General features: G+C 67.6%; 12 protein-coding genes. 7 read left to right on the top strand and 5 right to left on the bottom strand.

The window, feature by feature from the left end:
• Positions 1–46: 46 nt before the first annotated feature.
• The 3 genes from RZE79_RS29555 to RZE79_RS29565 all read left to right on the top strand — a co-directional run bounded on the left by RZE79_RS29555 (position 47) and on the right by RZE79_RS29565 (position 3,134).
• Positions 47–1,270, top strand: a complete 1,224-nt coding sequence (locus RZE79_RS29555; protein ID WP_319358026.1) for a LysM domain-containing protein — start codon at positions 47–49, stop codon at positions 1,268–1,270.
• A 33-nt stretch (positions 1,271–1,303) separates the two neighbouring features.
• Positions 1,304–2,446 carry a DNA-processing protein DprA gene (gene dprA, locus RZE79_RS29560; RefSeq protein ID WP_319358027.1) on the top strand — a complete coding sequence of 381 codons (1,143 nt, stop codon included), beginning with the start codon at positions 1,304–1,306 and terminating at the stop codon, positions 2,444–2,446.
• 151 nt (positions 2,447–2,597) lie between these two features.
• Positions 2,598–3,134, top strand: a complete 537-nt coding sequence (locus RZE79_RS29565) for a DUF494 family protein (protein WP_153281536.1) — start codon at positions 2,598–2,600, stop codon at positions 3,132–3,134.
• A gap of 125 nt (positions 3,135–3,259) precedes the next feature.
• On the opposite strand, the gene RZE79_RS29570 is transcribed toward RZE79_RS29565, so the two are convergent.
• The 5 genes from RZE79_RS29570 to RZE79_RS29590 form a co-directional block, all read right to left on the bottom strand.
• Positions 3,260–5,653, bottom strand: a complete 2,394-nt coding sequence (locus tag RZE79_RS29570; protein ID WP_319358028.1) for a DUF1631 family protein — start codon at positions 5,651–5,653, stop codon at positions 3,260–3,262.
• A 128-nt stretch (positions 5,654–5,781) separates the two neighbouring features.
• A complete protein-coding gene (secF, locus tag RZE79_RS29575) occupies positions 5,782–6,741 on the bottom strand; it encodes a protein translocase subunit SecF (protein WP_153281534.1) in 960 nt (319 codons plus the stop codon).
• Between the two features lie 18 nt (positions 6,742–6,759).
• Complete coding sequence (gene secD / locus RZE79_RS29580) at positions 6,760–8,652, bottom strand: protein translocase subunit SecD (RefSeq protein ID WP_319358030.1); 1,893 nt, start codon at positions 8,650–8,652, stop codon at positions 6,760–6,762.
• An 89-nt stretch (positions 8,653–8,741) separates the two neighbouring features.
• On the bottom strand, positions 8,742–9,077 hold the full coding sequence (gene yajC / locus RZE79_RS29585) for a preprotein translocase subunit YajC (protein ID WP_099793994.1): 336 nt from the start codon (positions 9,075–9,077) through the stop codon (positions 8,742–8,744).
• Between the two features lie 258 nt (positions 9,078–9,335).
• A complete protein-coding gene (locus RZE79_RS29590) occupies positions 9,336–12,947 on the bottom strand; it encodes an indolepyruvate ferredoxin oxidoreductase family protein (protein ID WP_319358032.1) in 3,612 nt (1,203 codons plus the stop codon).
• Between the two features lie 178 nt (positions 12,948–13,125).
• On the opposite strand from RZE79_RS29590, the gene RZE79_RS29595 reads away from it, so the two are divergent.
• From RZE79_RS29595 to RZE79_RS29610, 4 genes are all read left to right on the top strand, one after another.
• A complete protein-coding gene (locus tag RZE79_RS29595; protein WP_153281531.1) occupies positions 13,126–13,602 on the top strand; it encodes an Lrp/AsnC family transcriptional regulator in 477 nt (158 codons plus the stop codon).
• Positions 13,599–14,378: a hypothetical protein gene (locus RZE79_RS29600; protein WP_319358033.1), complete on the top strand. Its 780-nt coding sequence runs from the start codon at positions 13,599–13,601 to the stop codon at positions 14,376–14,378. The genes RZE79_RS29595 and RZE79_RS29600 overlap by 4 nt, the downstream gene beginning before the upstream one ends.
• An 80-nt stretch (positions 14,379–14,458) precedes the next feature.
• On the top strand, positions 14,459–15,223 hold the full coding sequence (locus RZE79_RS29605; protein ID WP_319358034.1) for a basic amino acid ABC transporter substrate-binding protein: 765 nt from the start codon (positions 14,459–14,461) through the stop codon (positions 15,221–15,223).
• Positions 15,224–15,314: 91 nt separating this feature from the next.
• Positions 15,315–16,085, top strand: coding sequence for an amino acid ABC transporter permease (locus tag RZE79_RS29610; RefSeq protein WP_153281528.1), 771 nt, complete (start codon positions 15,315–15,317; stop codon positions 16,083–16,085).
• Positions 16,086–16,093 lie beyond the last annotated feature (8 nt).

A 16,093-nucleotide genomic window follows, 5' to 3' on the forward strand; every position in this document is an offset into this window, starting at 1 on the left:
GAGATTCGTATGCGCCACGATACTTCGTGCGCTCACCCATCCAGACATGACACAGCCCAGCCCCACCGAACACCAGCGCCCGACCTTCTTTGCCTTCTGGACGGCCGCCCTGGCGGTGGCCGGCAGCTGCGGCACCACGGCGGCCTGGGCGCAGACGACCTACCCGGTCACGCCCCAACAACGCGCCACCGCCCAGCAGACCGCCCAGGCCGGCGTGCCGCTGAGCGAACTGTCGCCGAAGGCGCCCGACGAATACACGGTCAAGCCCGGTGACACGCTCTGGGCCATCTCGCGCCTGTACCTGCTGCGCCCCTGGCGCTGGCCGGAACTCTGGGGCATGAACATCAACGAGATCCAGGACCCGCACCGCATCTACCCGGGCCAGGTGCTGTACCTGGACAAGAGCGGCGGCCGCGCCCGCCTGACCACGCGCCGCGGCACGGCCGGCGGCGACGGCGGCACCATCAAGCTGTCGCCGCGCACCCGCTTCGACTCGCTCGCGGGCATGGCCCTGCCCACGCTCAACCCGAGCCTCATCGAGCCCTTCCTCAGCGAACCCATCGTGGTCGATGCCAACACGCTCGACGCCGCGCCGCGCATCGTGGCCGGCAACGACAGCCGCGTGCTGCTGTCGCGCGGCGACCGCGCCTATGCGCGCGGCAACGCCGAATCGCCGCTGGTCGAAAAGCCCGGCCCGGTGCAGCACTACCGCATCTTCCGCAGCGCCACGCCGCTGAAAGACCCCGGCACCGGCGAGATCCTCGGCTACGAGGCGCAGTACCTGGGCAAGGCGCAGCTGCAGCGCGGCGAATCCACCACCGTCGAGACGACCGGCGACAAGGACGTCATCACGGTCGTGCCGGCCAGCATCGACATCATTGCGTCGCGCGAAGAAATGCGCGCCGGCGACCGCCTGCTGCCCGAGCCGCCGCGCCAGCTGCTGAGCTACGCACCGCGCGCACCGTCGACGCAGGTCGACGGACGGATCATCTCGGTCTACGGCAACGCGGTGCAGTACGCCGCGCAGAACCAGGTCGTGGCCATCAACAAGGGCACGCGCGACGGCGTCGACAACGGCCACGTGCTGGCCATCCTGAAGAACGGCGAGACCATCCTCGACCGCACCGGTGCCCGCAAGGAAACGATCAAGCTGCCGAACGAACGCATCGGCCTGCTGATGGTGTTTCGCACCTTCGAGAAAGTCTCTTACGCATTGGTGCTCGAAATCAACGACACTCCCCGCGCCGGCGACTTCCTCGTCAATCCCTGACACGCGCCTGAGGCTTTTTTCTCGCACACTCGTTTGGAACGCGCAGAACTCGCAGGCTGGCTGCGACTATCACTGACACCAGGCGTCGGCGACGGCGCCGCACGCCGTCTGCTCGCGGCCTTCGGGCTGCCTGAAGCGATCTTCGCGCAGCCCGAAGCGACGCTGGGCGAAGTCGTCAGCAACGCCCAGGCCGCCGCGCTGAAGCAGCTGCCCTCCGGCCTGCAGGCGCAGGTCGACATGACCTGGCAATGGCTGCATCCCGCGGACGACACCACCGGCGGCGCCGTCACGCGCCGCGTCGTGACGCTCGGCGATGCCGGCTACCCGAGCTCGCTGCTCGAAATGGTCGACCCGCCGCTGATGCTCTACGTGCTCGGCGCCCCCGCCTTCGACCTCACGCAGCTCGGCCGCAGCCTCGCCGTGGTCGGCAGCCGCAATCCGACGCCGCAGGGCGCGAGCCACGCGCGCGCCTTCGCGCGGGCGCTGGGCGAGGCGGGCCTGCCCGTCGTCTCGGGACTGGCGCTCGGCATCGACGGCGCGGCGCACCTCGGCGCACTCGACGCGGCCGGCGACGCACCGGTGCTCGCCACCGTGGCCGTGGTCGGCACCGGCCTGGACCGCGTCTACCCCGCGCGGCACCGCGACCTCGCGCACCGCATCACGCTGCAGGGGCTCATCGTGAGCGAGCTGCCGCTGGGCACGCCGCCGCTCACGCAGAACTTTCCCAAGCGCAACCGCCTCATCGCGGGCCTGGCGCGCGGCACGCTGGTGGTCGAGGCGGCACTGGCGTCGGGCTCGCTGATCACCGCGCGGCTCACGTCGGAGCAGGGCAAGGAAGTGTTCGCGATCCCGGGCTCGATCCACTCGCCGCAATCGCGCGGCTGCCACGCGCTGATCCGCCAAGGCGCGAAGCTGGTCGAGTCGGTGAACGACATCCTCGAAGAGCTGCCGCCGCTCGCGCCACCCGCTCGCACGGTTGCCAACGACACGCCTTCATCGGCCCCGGAGCATCCGCTGCTCGACGCCCTCGGCTTCGACCCCGTGAGCCTCGATGCGCTGAGCGCGCGCACCGGCTGGAGCGCAGCCATGTTGCAGGCGAAGATGCTCGAGCTTGAACTCGACGGGCATGTCTCGCGACTGCCCGGCGGCCTGTTCCAAAGAGCCGCCGTCGGCTGACGCCCGGGGCCCCGGGCCCGATTTTTCGTGGAACACCGCGGAACCGGCTTTGCCGGGCCGCTGGTGTTGCCCCCGGTAGGGGGTTGGCGTAGCGACACGAAGTGCGCGAAGACTGGGGGCGAGCCACGGTTTCCTGGGCTATATTGAGCCCATGTTCGAAGTGCTCGTGTTTGTGTATGAAAACTACTGGCGCGGCGATGCCTGCCCCGAACCCGAACAGCTGGGCCGCAAGCTCAGTGCGCACGGTTTCGAGGCGGAAGAAATTCGCGACGCCCTGCAGTGGCTCGACGGCCTGAGCCTTGCCACGCAAGGCCTGCAGTTCGAACATCAGCCCAGCGAAGGCGACGGCGACAACGCCATCACCGCGGCCCGTGTCACGCTGGGCGGCGCACCCGATGCGGCGCTGCCCCAGTCGAGCCAGTCGATGCGCGTGTACTCGCCGTCGGAACAGGAACACCTCGGCGCCGAATGCCTCGGCTTCATCCGTTTTCTCGAACTGTCGAACGTGCTGCCCTGCGGCTTGCGCGAGATCGTCGTCGAGCGCGCAATGGCCGCGCCGGGCGACCCGGTGGCGCTGGACGAACTCAAGATCATCGTGCTGATGGTGCACTGGAGCACCGGCATCGAGCCCGATGCGCTGGTGCTCGACGAACTCTGCGAGAGCCGCGAAGGCCGCACTGCACATTAGCTCGCCCCCAGGCTTCGCGCACTTCGTGTCGCTTCGCCAACCCCCTACCGGGGGCAACACCTGAGGCCCGGCAAAGCCGGTTCCTCGGTGTTCCACAAACAGACAAGAACAGCCGAGGCGGCTGACTAATTCAAGAGTCGCTCGGGATTCGCATCGAGCTTCGCCAGCGCCTCGCGCGTGGCGCGTGCGGTGAGCGTTTCTTCCTCGGCCGGCACCAGCAGGCCGGCCTGCAGGTACATCGCCAGCCGTCCGGCCTGGATGAGGAAACTGCGGCCGTCGGCCGAGGCGAACAGGTGCAGCTGCTTGCGGTCGCTGCGCCAGACGAACTGGACCTGGGTCACGCGGTCGTTGTGGTCCAGCATGAACCAGTTGCCTACCTGCAGCTCGTGGGTCCACGCGAGCATCTCGTCCGCGACCTTGACGCCGGCGGTGTCGGAAATGACCTCGATGGCGCTGGCGTCCACGCCGAGCAGCAGCTCGATGCTCTGCGCGTCGAGCGGCAGGCTGGAGGCGCTGCCGTCGTCGGTCACGAAGTCTTCCAGGTGCGCCAGCCGCTCGGCCATGGCCTCGATCTTGGCCTGGGGAATGGCCTCGGTCTTCGACATGAAGGCGTCGGTCAGCGTGGCGCCGATGATCTTGATGTGGCCTTCCTGCGGCTCGCCGACGATGCCCAGCAGGTCCATGCCCTGGCGCAGGCGTTGCAGCAGCTGCGGCAGGTCTTGAATGACGCGGGCGCGGTCGGCGCGGTTGGGCTTGGCGCTCGCGGCCCAGACCAGCTCGGAGGCCACGCGCTTGAGCATCACGGTGTGCTCGCCCTGGGCGCCGTAGCGCAGCGCCGCAATGGCCAGCACTTCAGCCCAGACCTTGAACAGGAACTCGCGGATCTCGTCGCGCACCGGCATGTCGTTGAGCATCTTGCGCAACTCGATGGTGTACTGGATCGCCATCGTCTCCTTCTGCTCGACCTGCTGCGCCACGCTCATGACGCGCTGCGTGGCGTCGCTCTGCGTGAGGTAGCGGCCCAGAAAAGCGACGAACTCGTCGAACACCAGCTTGAACACGCGCTGGCCGGTTTCGGGGTACTGCTCGATCACCTGCACCACGCGCTTGATCTCGTTCTCGAGCGCGCTGCCGGTGATGGCGGCGGCGTCGAAGCCCATCACGCAGGAGCCCATGCGGTCGATCAGCATGCGTGCGGGGTGCTGCAAGGTGCCGAAGAATTCGGGCTCGGCGATGGCCACACGCAGCACGGGCATCTGCAGCCGTGCGAACCACACGCGGGCGGAGAACGGAATGCGCTCTTCCGCGAGGATGGCCTGGAACATCAGCGCCACGATCTCGACCGTGGCCTTGTCGGCCGTGGTGGGGGCGCGCTTCTTGAGTTCGGCGGTGCGGCGACGCAGGTCGACCGCGGTCTGCTGGATCAGCGTGGCCTGCTCGCCACCGCCGTCCATGTACTGCGTGGCCGCCATGCGGTAGGCCACCTCGGCATCGGCGATGGCGCCGGCAAAGGTGCGCGAAAACACGCGGGGCGCGGCCACGCCGCCGCCGGTGCCGGTCACCCCGCCCGGTTGCGAGGCGCCGGTCTCGCCACCGATGCGCGCGGCGACAAAACGCTTGAGGCTCAGCAGCGCGGTCTGCGCGCGCTGCCGCGCGAAGGCAAGCGGCGAGCTGGCCATCATCGAGCTGGAGGCCGGCCCCGACGACGGCACCGATGCCTGGAAGCCGAAGCCCGGTCGCTGCGGTTGCGAGGGCTGTGACGATGGCTGCCGGGCGTGCGACACCGGCGCACCGCCCGGTACGCCCTGGCCCATCGGCATGCTCGACGATGTCGGCATGCCCATGGACGACGAACCGCCACCCGAATCGCCCGTGCGGCGCACGAAGCTCTTGAGATCGATCTCCTGCATCACGCCCTGCGCGATCAGGAAGGCGTTGGCGCTTTCGTAGGCCTTCACGACCACATCGGCCAGGGCCTGCTGCACGGTGCCCTGCACGCGGCCCCAGGCCTCACGGCTCAGGCCGGCGGCCAGCCACTGATCCACCAGCAGCTGGGCCAGCGTCTCGGGTTTCAGCACGTCGCGGACGTCGAGCTCGTGCGTGCCTTCGAGATGCTGGATGCGCAGGCGCAGGTCGCTGAGTTCGAAGCTGGCCTTGTCGTGAATGGTCTGTGCGAGGCGCGAAGCGAGGATGTGGCTCTCGACTACTTCGTCGCCGATGAGTTCCAGCCGCAGCGCCGCAGGGGCCGAAGAAGTGGTGCCCGTCGGGCCCGTGCCCAGCGCCTTGCGCCAGCCGGCCTGCGCCAGCGACACCCACTGTGAGGCGTGGCCCTGGAACGCCACGAGGTCGTCGCGGCTTTCCTGCATGGTGCGCGCGCTGCCGACATCGGAGGCCACCGCGGTCAGCCGGTCGCGGATGGCCTGGGCCAGCGGAGCGATCGCACCTTCCGTGGCCGCCACGAAACGCTCACGCGCCTCGCGTGCGAGCTGCAGGGAAGAGGCGGACCGCGCAGTGCTCATTGAAGAATCGGAAAGGCCAGAGGAAACGAAACGGTTCGTCGGCGACAGCCCCGAGCTTGCATCGGGATGCGCCGCCGCACAAGTGCGGCTGACGCGCAGCCGGCGCCGGAGTATCCCTCAGACCACCGTCAAACCACCGCGCCGGCGTTCGGGTCGTCGCCGCCGGGATCGCCGTCGCGCTTGACGGGGCCCTTGATCAGGTCTTCACGCTTCACGCCCAGCCACATCGCGATCGCGGCGGCCACGAAGCACGACGAATAGATGCCGAAGCAGATGCCGATCGTCAGTGCCAGCGCGAAGTAGTGCAGCGTGGGGCCGCCGAAGAAGAACATCGACAGCACCACGAGCTGCGTGGAGCCGTGCGTGATGATCGTGCGGCTGATCGTCGAGGTGATCGCGTTGTCGATGACTTCGGTGGTCGTCATCTTGCGGTAACGGCGGAAGTTCTCGCGCACGCGGTCGAAGATCACGACCGACTCGTTCACCGAGTAGCCCAGCACCGCGAGCACCGCCGCCAGAACCGCCAGCGAGAACTCCCACTGGAAGAACGCGAAGAAGCCCAGGATGATCACCACGTCGTGCAGGTTGGCCAGCACGGTGGACAGCGCGAACTTCCATTCGAAGCGGAACGCCAGGTAGATCATGATGCCCACCACCACCATGGCCAGCGCCTTGATGCCGTTGGTGGTCAGCTCCTCACCGACCTGCGGCCCGACGACCTCGATGCCGCGCTGCGTGGCCGACGGATCGACCGACTTCAGCGCCTGCATGACCTGCGCGCTCTGCTGGTCGGAGCTCATGCCCTTCTGCGTGGGCAGGCGGATCTGCACGTCGCGCGAGGTGCCGTAGTTCTGCACCTGCACTTCGGGATAGCCGAGCTTGGTGACGGCCTCGCGCACCTTGCCGATGTCGGCCGATTGCTCGTAGGCCACTTCCATCACCGTGCCGCCGGTGAACTCCACCGACAGGTGCAGTCCGCGGTGGAAAAGGAAGAACAGCGCCAGCGCAAAGGTTGCGAAGGAGATGATGTTCAGCACCAGGGCATGGCGCATGAACGGGATGGTCTTGTGGATGCGGAAGAATTCCATGGCGTGGGTCCTCGGCCGTTACTTGGTTTCGACCACGGCGGTGCCGTCGGCGCTACCGGTTTTAGGCCGCCAGACGGTGCCGATCGACACGGTCTTGAGCTTCTTCTTGTTGCCGTACCAGAAGTTCACGAGGCCGCGCGAGAAGAACACGGCGGAGAACATCGAGGTGACGATGCCGATGCAGTGCACCACGGCGAAGCCGCGCACCGGGCCCGAGCCGAAGGCCAGCAGCGCAATGCCCGCGATCAGCGTGGTCACGTTGGAGTCGAGAATCGTGCCCCAGGCGCGGTCGTAGCCCGCGTGGATGGCGGCCTGCGGCGAGGCGCCGTTGCGCAACTCTTCGCGCACGCGCTCGTTGATGAGCACGTTGGAGTCGATGGCCACGCCGATGGCGAGCGCCATGGCCGCGATGCCGGGCAGCGTGAGCGTGGCCTGCAGCATCGACAGGATGGCGACCAGCAGCATCAGGTTGACGGCCAGCGCGATCGACGAGAACAGGCCGAACAGTGCGTAGTACAGGCACATGAAGACCATGATGGCCAGGAAGCCGTACATCACGCTCTTGAAGCCTTTTTCGATGTTGTCGGCACCGAGCGTCGGGCCGATGGTGCGCTCCTGGATGATCTCCATGGGCGCAGCCAGCGAGCCGGCGCGCAGCAGCAGGGCGAGGTCGCTGGCTTCGGCCACCGTCATCGAACCCGAAACCTGGAAGCGGTTGCCCAGTTCGCCGTTGATCGACGGGGCCGTGAGCACTTCGCCCTTGCCCTTCTCGAAGATCAGCATGGCCATGCGCTTCTTGTAGTTTTCGCGGCTGACGTCGCGCATGATGCGGCCGCCCTTGGCGTCCATGGTCAGGTCGACCTTGGGCTGGTTGCTCTGCTGGTCGAAGCCGGGCTGGGCGTCGGTGAGGTTCTCGCCGGTGACGAGCACCTGCTTCTTCACGATCACCGGACGGCCGCTGCGGTCGAGGAATTTCTCGGAGCCGAAGGGCACGGGCGCGCCGCTCAGTTCGGCCGCGCGGCCTTCGGCGCTCTCGTCGACCATGCGCATCTCGAGCGTGGCGGTGCGGCCCAGGATTTCCTTGGCCTTGGCCGTGTCCTGCACGCCCGGGAGCTGCACGACGATGCGGTCCAGGCCCTGCTGCTGGATCACCGGCTCGGCCACGCCGAGTTCGTTGATCCGGTTGTGCAGGGTCGTGATGTTCTGCTTGAGCGCGGCGTCCTGCAGGCGGCGGGCCGCCTCGGGCTTGATGGTGGCGGTCAGGCGCCAGTTGGTGCCGTCCTGCGTGTCGGTGGTGCTGAGGTCGGGGAACTGGTCCACGATCAGGCGCTTGGCGGTCTCGAGCGAGGCCGCGTCGCGGAAGGTCACCTCGACGGTCTGGCCGTTGCGGCTGACCTGGGTGCCGCGGATGTTCTTGTCGCGGAAGGTGGTGCGCAGGTCGCTCGCGAACGATTCGGCCTTCTTGTCGATGGCGCCCTTCATGTCGACCTGCAGCAGGAAGTCGACGCCGCCGCGCAAGTCGAGGCCCAGGTACATCGGGTAGGCATGCAGCGACGTGAGCCACTTGGGCGAACGCGACAGCAGGTTCAGCGCCACCGTGTAGGGCGGGTCGCTGGCGTCGGGCACCAGGGCGCGCTGCACGACGTCGCGCGCCTTGAGCTGGTCGTCGGTGGTGGTGAAGCGGGCGCGCAGCGAGCCGGCGTCCAGCGTCACCAGGTCGGGCGTCAGGCCGGCCGCCTTCAGCGCCTCCTCGACCCGGGTCTGGGTGGCGGCATCGACCTTGACGCTCGTCTTGGCCGCGGACACCTGCACCGCAGGTGCTTCGCCGAAGAGATTGGGCAGGGCGTAAATGAGCCCCACGAGTAGCACGATCACGATGATCGCGTACTTCCAGACCGGGTAACGGTTCATGAGAAGGCGCTTTTCACAAGCGTTTCAGAAAGGGAACACGGCGTGACTTGGGGCCCTGCGCCGCGAAGCGCAAGGTTCAGCTCACGCTTTTATTGCTTGACGGCGCCCTTGGGCAGCACCTGGACCACCGCGCTGCGCTGGATCTTGATCTCGATGCCGTTGGCGATCTCCAGGCCGAGGTACTGGTCGCTGATCGACGTGATCTTGCCGAGCACGCCGCCGGCCGTGGCGACTTCGTCACCCTTGGCCAGGGCTTCGATCATGGCGCGGGCTTCTTTCTGGCGCTTCATTTGCGGGCGGATCATGACGAAATACAGCACCACGAACATCAGCACCAGCGGCAGCATGCTGCCCAGCGAAGACAACATGTCGCCACCACCGGCGGCTGCGGGCGCGGTTTGTGCGAAAGCAGAGGAAATGAACAAGAGAGTCTCCAGCAGAGGGAAGAGAGAAGAAAAAGACTTCAGATGCGCGGGCCGGGCCCGCGGTTCCGCGCCCACGAGGGATGCGGGCCGCAAGTCAGAGGCTCGGCGGGGGAGGCCGCGCGCAGTCGGGCATTGTATTCGTCGCAGATGGCCGTTTCGCGCCCTTATCCGGCGCGGTGGGGAGGGCTTTTCGCTATTGTTTAAATAGCAAAGAGCGCCACAAGGACGCTCTTTTCAAGGGGAAACGGCGCCCGTGGATCAGGCCGCTGCGCGCTGCGCCTCGGGGTGGCGCCACTTGCCCAGCAGCTCGTTCCAGCGGGTGCGGGCCGCCGCCAGGTTGCGCTCCTTCACGTGGCCGTAGCCGCGGATCTGCTCGGGCAGCGCCGCGATCTCCAGCGCCAGCGCGTGGTTGTCGGCGCGCAGGCCCTTGAGCACTTCCTCGATGCTGGCGCGGTACTCGGCGATGAGCGCACGCTCGGTCTTGCGCTCTTCGGTGCGGCCGAAGACGTCGAGCGCCGTGCCGCGCAGGCCCTTGAGCTTGGCGAGGACACGGAAGCCCGTGAGCATCCAGGGACCGAACTTCTGCTTCTGCAGCTGGCCCTTGGCGTTCTTCTTGGCGATGAGCGGCGGCGCCAGGTGGTAGTTGAGCTTGTAGTCGCCTTCGAACATGCCCTCGACGCGGTCCAGGAAGGTGCGGTCGGTGTGCAGGCGGGCGACTTCGTACTCGTCCTTGTAGGCCATGAGCTTGAACAGGTAGCGCGCCACCGTTTCGCTCAGCGCCGTGCTCTTGCCGACGGCCGCTTCGGCCTGCTGCACGCGGCCGACGAAGGCCTTGTATTCCTCGGCGTAGGCGGCGTTCTGGTAGCCGGTCAGGAACTCGGCGCGGCGAGCCACCAGGGCCTCGACCGTCTCGCGCTTCTTGAACTCGATGATCTGGCCCGGGCGCACGCGCTTTTGCAGTTCGTCCGGGCGCACGGCGGCCTGGCGGCCCCACTCGAAGGCGGTCTTGTTGTTTTCGACGGCCACGGCGTTCAGCTCGATCGCGCGCATCAGCGACTCGTGCGCCAGCGGCACCCAGCCCTTTTGCCAGGCGTAGCCCAGGATCATCGGGTTGACGTAGATGGTGTCGCCCATCAGCGCGGTGGCGGCGGCATCGGCGTCGAAGGCACCCAGGCCGTCGATGCCCACGGCGCGCGCGATTTCAGCGGCGCAGGCGTCTTCGGGGTTCTGCCAGTTGGCGTTGCGCACGAAGGCGGCCGTGGGCGCGCTGTGGCTGTTGAGCGCCACGTGCGTGCGCCCTTCGCGCATGCGCGCCATGGTCTCGGCGTTGATCGTGACGAGCGGGTCGCAGGCCAGGATCAGGTCGGCCGCCGCGGTGCCCACGCGGGTGGTGCGGATGTCGTCCTGCGTGTCGCCGATGAGCACATGGCTCCACGTGGCGCCGCCCTTTTGCGCCAGGCCCGCCGCGTCCTGCGTGACGATGCCCTTGGCTTCGATGTGCGCGGCCATGCCCAAGAGCTGGCCGATGGTGATCACGCCGGTGCCGCCGACGCCGGCCACCACCACGCCCCAGACCTTGCCGCCCACGAGCGACGGAATGACGGGCTCGGTCAGCAGGCCGAACTCGGCCGGCGTGGCCGCCTTGTTCTTGCCCTTCTTCTTGAGCTGACCGCCTTCGACGGTCACGAAGCTCGGGCAGAAGCCCTTCAGGCAGCTCATGTCCTTGTTGCAGCTGCTCTGGTTGATGGTGCGCTTGCGGCCGAATTCGGTTTCCAGCGGCTCCACGGAGAGGCAGTTGCTCTGCACGCTGCAGTCGCCGCAGCCTTCGCAGACCAGCTCGTTGATGACCACGCGCTTGGCCGGATCGACGGCCGTGCCCCGCTTGCGGCGGCGGCGCTTCTCGGTGGCGCAGGTCTGGTCATAGATGATGGCCGTGGTGCCGGCCATGGCGCGGAACTCGCGCTGGATGTCGTCCAGCAGGTCACGGTGCTTCACCTGCACGTGGTCGCCCGGAATGGTCACGCCCTCGTACTTTTCGGGCTCGTCGGTGACGATCACGACCTTCTTGGCGCCTTCGGCGTGCAGGCTCTCTGCAATCTGCAGCACCGAGTGGCCCTCGGGGCGCTCGCCGACCTGCTGGCCGCCGGTCATGGCGACCGCGTCGTTGTAAAGAATCTTGTAGGTGATGTTCACGCCCGCCGCGATGCTCTGGCGAATCGCCAGCAGGCCGCTGTGGAAGTACGTGCCGTCGCCCAGGTTGGCGAAGATGTGCTGGTCGGTCGTGAAGGGCTGCTGGCCGACCCATGGCACGCCCTCGCCGCCCATCTGCGTGAAGCCGATGGTGGAGCGGTCCATCCAGGTCGCCATGAAGTGGCAGCCGATGCCGCCCATCGCGCGCGAACCTTCGGGCACGACGGTGCTGGTGTTGTGCGGGCAGCCCGAGCAGAACCAGGGCTGGCGCGTGGCGTCGGCCACGCTGGTGGACGCCTGCTGCACCACCATCGCGCGTTCCTTGGCCTCGAGGATGGCGAGCTGTGCGTCGATGCGGGCGGCCATGTCGGCGCCGGCGGCGGCCAGCAGGCCGGTCTTCTTCAGGCGCGCGGCGATGGCCTTGGCGATGAGCGCCGGGTTCAGGTCGGCGTTGGCGCGCAGCAGCGTGTGCGAGGTCGGATTGGGCATCGACCATTCGCCGCCGGAGTAGCCGTCGTCCGTGGAGCTGGCGCCTTCGTCGAACTTGCCGACCACGTTGGGGCGTACGTCGGAGCGCCAGTTGTAGAGCTCTTCCTTCAGCTGGTATTCGATGACCTGGCGCTTCTCCTCGACCACCAGAATCTCTTGCAGACCGGTGGCGAAGTCGCGCGTGAGCTGCGCCTCGAGCGGCCACACCACGCCCACCTTGTGCAAGCGGATGCCCAGCTGGCGGCAGGCCGCGTCGTCCAGGCCCAGGTCGATGAGCGCCTGGCGCGTGTCGTTGAAGGCCTTGCCGCTGGCCATGATGCCGAAGCGATCGTTCGGGCCTTCGATCACGTTGTGGTTCAGGCGGTTGGCGCGGATGTAGGCCAGCGCGGCATACCACTTGTAGTGCATGAGCCGGGCTTCCTGCTCCAGCGCATGGTCGGGCCAGCGGATGTGCAGGCCGCCGGGCGGCATCTCAAAGTCGGTGGGAATGACGATGTCGACGCGCTCGGGGTCGATCATGGCCGTGGCGCTCGACTCGACGATCTCCTGGATCGTCTTCATGCCCGACCACACGCCCGAGAAGCGGCTCAGCGCAAAGGCGTGGATGCCCAGGTCGAGAATTTCCTGCACGTTGGCCGGAAAGAACACCGGCGTGCCGCAGGCCTTGAAGATATGGTCGCTCTGGTGTGCTGCGGTCGAGCTCTTGGAGATGTGGTCGTCGCCCGCCACCGCGATCACGCCGCCCCAGGCGGTGGTGCCCGCCATGTTGGCGTGCTTGAAGACGTCGGAGCAGCGGTCCACGCCCGGGCCCTTGCCGTACCAGATGCCGAAGACGCCGTCGAACTTGTTGGTGCCTTGCGGCGAGAAGCCCAGCTGCTGCGTGCCCCACAGCGCCGTGGCCGCGAGCTCTTCGTTCACGCCGGGCTGGAAGACGATGTTCTGTTCCTTGAGGAACTTGCTGGCCTTCCACAGCGCCTGGTCGTAGCCGCCGAGCGGCGAGCCGCGGTAGCCGCTGATGAAGCCGGCGGTGTTCTTGCCGACCTGCTTGTCGCGCAGGCGCTGCAGCATCGGCAGCTTGACCAGGGCCTGCACGCCGCTCATGAAGGCGCGGCCGTAATCGAGGGAGTATTTGTCGTCGAGCGTGACGGTTTCTAGCGCGCGGCGAATGTGCTCGGGCAGCGGGGCGTTCATGTCTTCTGTCTCCGTAGTGGCAGGGCTTTGTGGGCCTGGCTGATGGGTGTGGGTCTGTGCCCGGTAGGGCGCGAGCCCATGATCACGCAAAGTGTATGCCGGGGTCCGCGACAGGTGTTTGCGTTTTTCGTCCCCAAAAAGCTGCTTTCAGAAAGAATCTTGCTTAACATCTACGCCCATGGAAAGCATTGACAAGTTCGACCTCGCTATCCTGCAAGAACTGCAGACCGACGGCCGCCTCACGAACGCCGAGCTTGCGCAGCGCGTGGGCCTGTCGGCGGCGCCCTGCTGGCGCCGCGTGCGCGCGCTCGAAGACGCCGGCTTCATCAAGGGCTACCGCGCCGAGATCGACCGCCACAAGATCGGGCTGGGCGTGCTCGCTTTCGTGCGCGTGGACACCGAGCGCGTCACCCACGAAGCCACGCGCAAGCTCGAAGACGCGATCCGCAAGATGCCCGAGGTCGTGGCCTGCCACTACATCAGCGGCACCGGCACCTTCGAGCTGCAGGTGGTGGCCCAGGACCTGAACGGTTTCTCGGCCTTCGCGCGGCAGAACCTCATGAACCTGCCGAACGTGAAAGACCTGCACACGAGCTTCTCGCTGGGCGAAGTAAAGGCCAACAGCGCGCTGCCTCTGGGACACTTGGCCCGATGACTCTCGAAGAAAACCGCCTGCGGGCCCTGTCGCACCTGCACACCCTGGGCCTGCTGACCGACGCGGAACACGCGCAGGCGCTCGCGCACCCCGACCTGCCGAACACCGCGCTGCGCACCCCGAGCGAAGCGCTGGGCTGGGCCGCCGCCAAGGACATCGTCGCGGCGGACGCACTGCCGGGCCTGCGCGCCCGTGCCGCCCCCGGCGCGGAAGACGAAGCGCACCGCACCGTGGCGAACGCGGTGGCCATGGTCAGCGGGCAGGCGCCGGCCTGGGTGCTGTTCGAGATCGGCCTCATGGCCCACCGGCTCGAAGACGGCGTGACCGACAGCGCGCTCGACCAGTTGCAGGCGCTGCAGCTGATCGACCCCGTGCAGCACTTCCAGGCCCGCAGCCTGCTGCCCGAACAGGACCCCGAATGGGCCGCGCCCGCTTCGCCGGCCGCCACGCTGGCCTGGGCCGTGCGCACCGGCGTGCTGACGCCCGCGCAGCTGCAGGCGCTCGCCACGCCGACGTCCGCGATCTCGCCGGAAGGCCGGCAGGTCGTGGCCGACGCGCTCGCCCGCACGGAGCGCGGCGGCGGCGGCCACACGAAATCGGTGCACACCCGCACCGAGCGCAGCAGCAGCGACGGCCACACGAAGACGGTGCATACCCGCACCGTGACGTGGCACAGCACGGGCGCGTCCAGCGCTTCGGGTTCGCCCCGCGCGGGCAAGGTGATCGCCGTCGTGGCGGTGGTAGCCGTCGCGCTCTACTTCCTGTTCGCCCGGTAACCGGCAAGGGGTCCCGATAGCGACCGCCTAAAATGCTCGCCCACCGCTTCCCGCCGGGCGGCAAGACACAAGGACCCCGAATGAACTCTCTCCGCCGCGCCCTGGCCCTCGGCCTCGCAGCCGCTTCGCTCACCTTCGGTGCCCAGGCCCAAGCCCAGAACCGCGAACTCACCGTGGCCTCCAGCGCCACCTACGCGCCCTTTGCCTTCGAGAACAAGGACAAGCAGATCGTCGGCTTCGACATCGACATCATCAACGCCATCGCCAAGCAGCAGGGCCTGAAGATCAAGGTCGTCAACACGCCCTTCACCGGCATCTTCGGCGCGCTGAACAATGGCGACGTCGACCTCGTGATCTCGGGCGTCACCATCAACGAGAAGCGCAAGCAGAGCTACGACTTCACGCCGCCGTACTTCGCGGCGCGCCAGCTCATCGCGCTGCCGAAGAACAGCACCGTGGCCTCGCTGAAGGACCTCACGGGCAAGAAGATCGCCGTGGTCAGCGCCTCCACCGCCGACGACATCGCCTCGCGCGAGTTCGGCAAGACCAGCCCCAACATCCGCCGCTTCGAGAGCACGCCGCTCATCATTTCCGAGCTGGCCGGGGGCGGCGTCGATGCCGCCATGGGCGACAACGGCGTGATCGCCTACCGCGTGGCGCAGCACGCCGAGCTGAAGACGCTCGACGACAAGTCCTTCCCTGAAGAAGGCTTCGGCATCGTCGTGAAGAAGGGCGACAAGGCGCTGCTCGACAAGCTCAGCGCCGGCCTGGCGGCCATCCGCGCCGACGGCAGCTACGTGACGATCTACAAGAAGTGGTTCAACAAGGACCCGAACGTGCGCTGAGCCGCACGGCATTTTCCTGAACACGGCCGCCCTCACGCGGCCGTTTCGTTTTTTCGCAGACAAACAGATAGACAGAGTGGAGGACGCAGGCATGGAACAACCAGTGCTGCTTTTCGGATGGTTCCGCTGGGACATCCTCGTGGAATACAAAGACCTGTTCTGGCAGGGCGCCTGGATGACGCTGCGCATGACCGTGGTCTGCGTGCTGCTGGGCGCGAGCTGGGGCCTGTGCCTGGCGCTGGCGCGGCTGGCGCAGGCGCGCCATGCGCCGTGGACCTGGCTCACGCGCGTGTTCCTGCGCTGGCCCGCCACGGTGTACGTGAGCTTCTTCCGGGGCACGCCGCTGTTCGTGCAGATCCTGCTGATCCACTTCGCGGTGATGCCGGTGTTCATCCACCCGAGCACGGGCCTGCTCATCGACGGCGACCTGGCGCGCACGCTCAAGCAGGAGCACGGCGCGCTCATCTCGGGCGTGGTCGCGCTCACGCTGAACTCGGCGGCCTACATTTCCGAAGTGTTCCGCGCCGGCATCCAGTCGATCTCGCGCGGGCAGTTCGACGCCGGCCGCTCGCTGGGCTTCAGCCCGGCGCAGGTGATGCGCTACGTGGTGCTGCCGCAGGCGTTTCGCCGCATGCTGCCGCCGCTGGGCAACAACGCGATCGCACTGCTCAAGGACACCTCGCTCGTGTCGGCCATCGGCCTGGCCGAGCTGGCCTATGCCGCGCGCACCGTGGCCGGCGCCTATGCGCGCTACTGGGAACCGTACCTCGCGATCTCGGTCGTGTACTGGGTGATGACGCTGGTGCTGACGACGCTGCTGCGTCGCCTCGAGCATCGCCTCGCCCGCAGCGACAGAGGCTGAGCCGCGCC

The sequence above is a fragment of the Variovorax sp. EBFNA2 genome, from assembly GCF_033802765.1.
GTDB lineage: Bacteria > Pseudomonadota > Gammaproteobacteria > Burkholderiales > Burkholderiaceae_C > Variovorax > Variovorax paradoxus_H.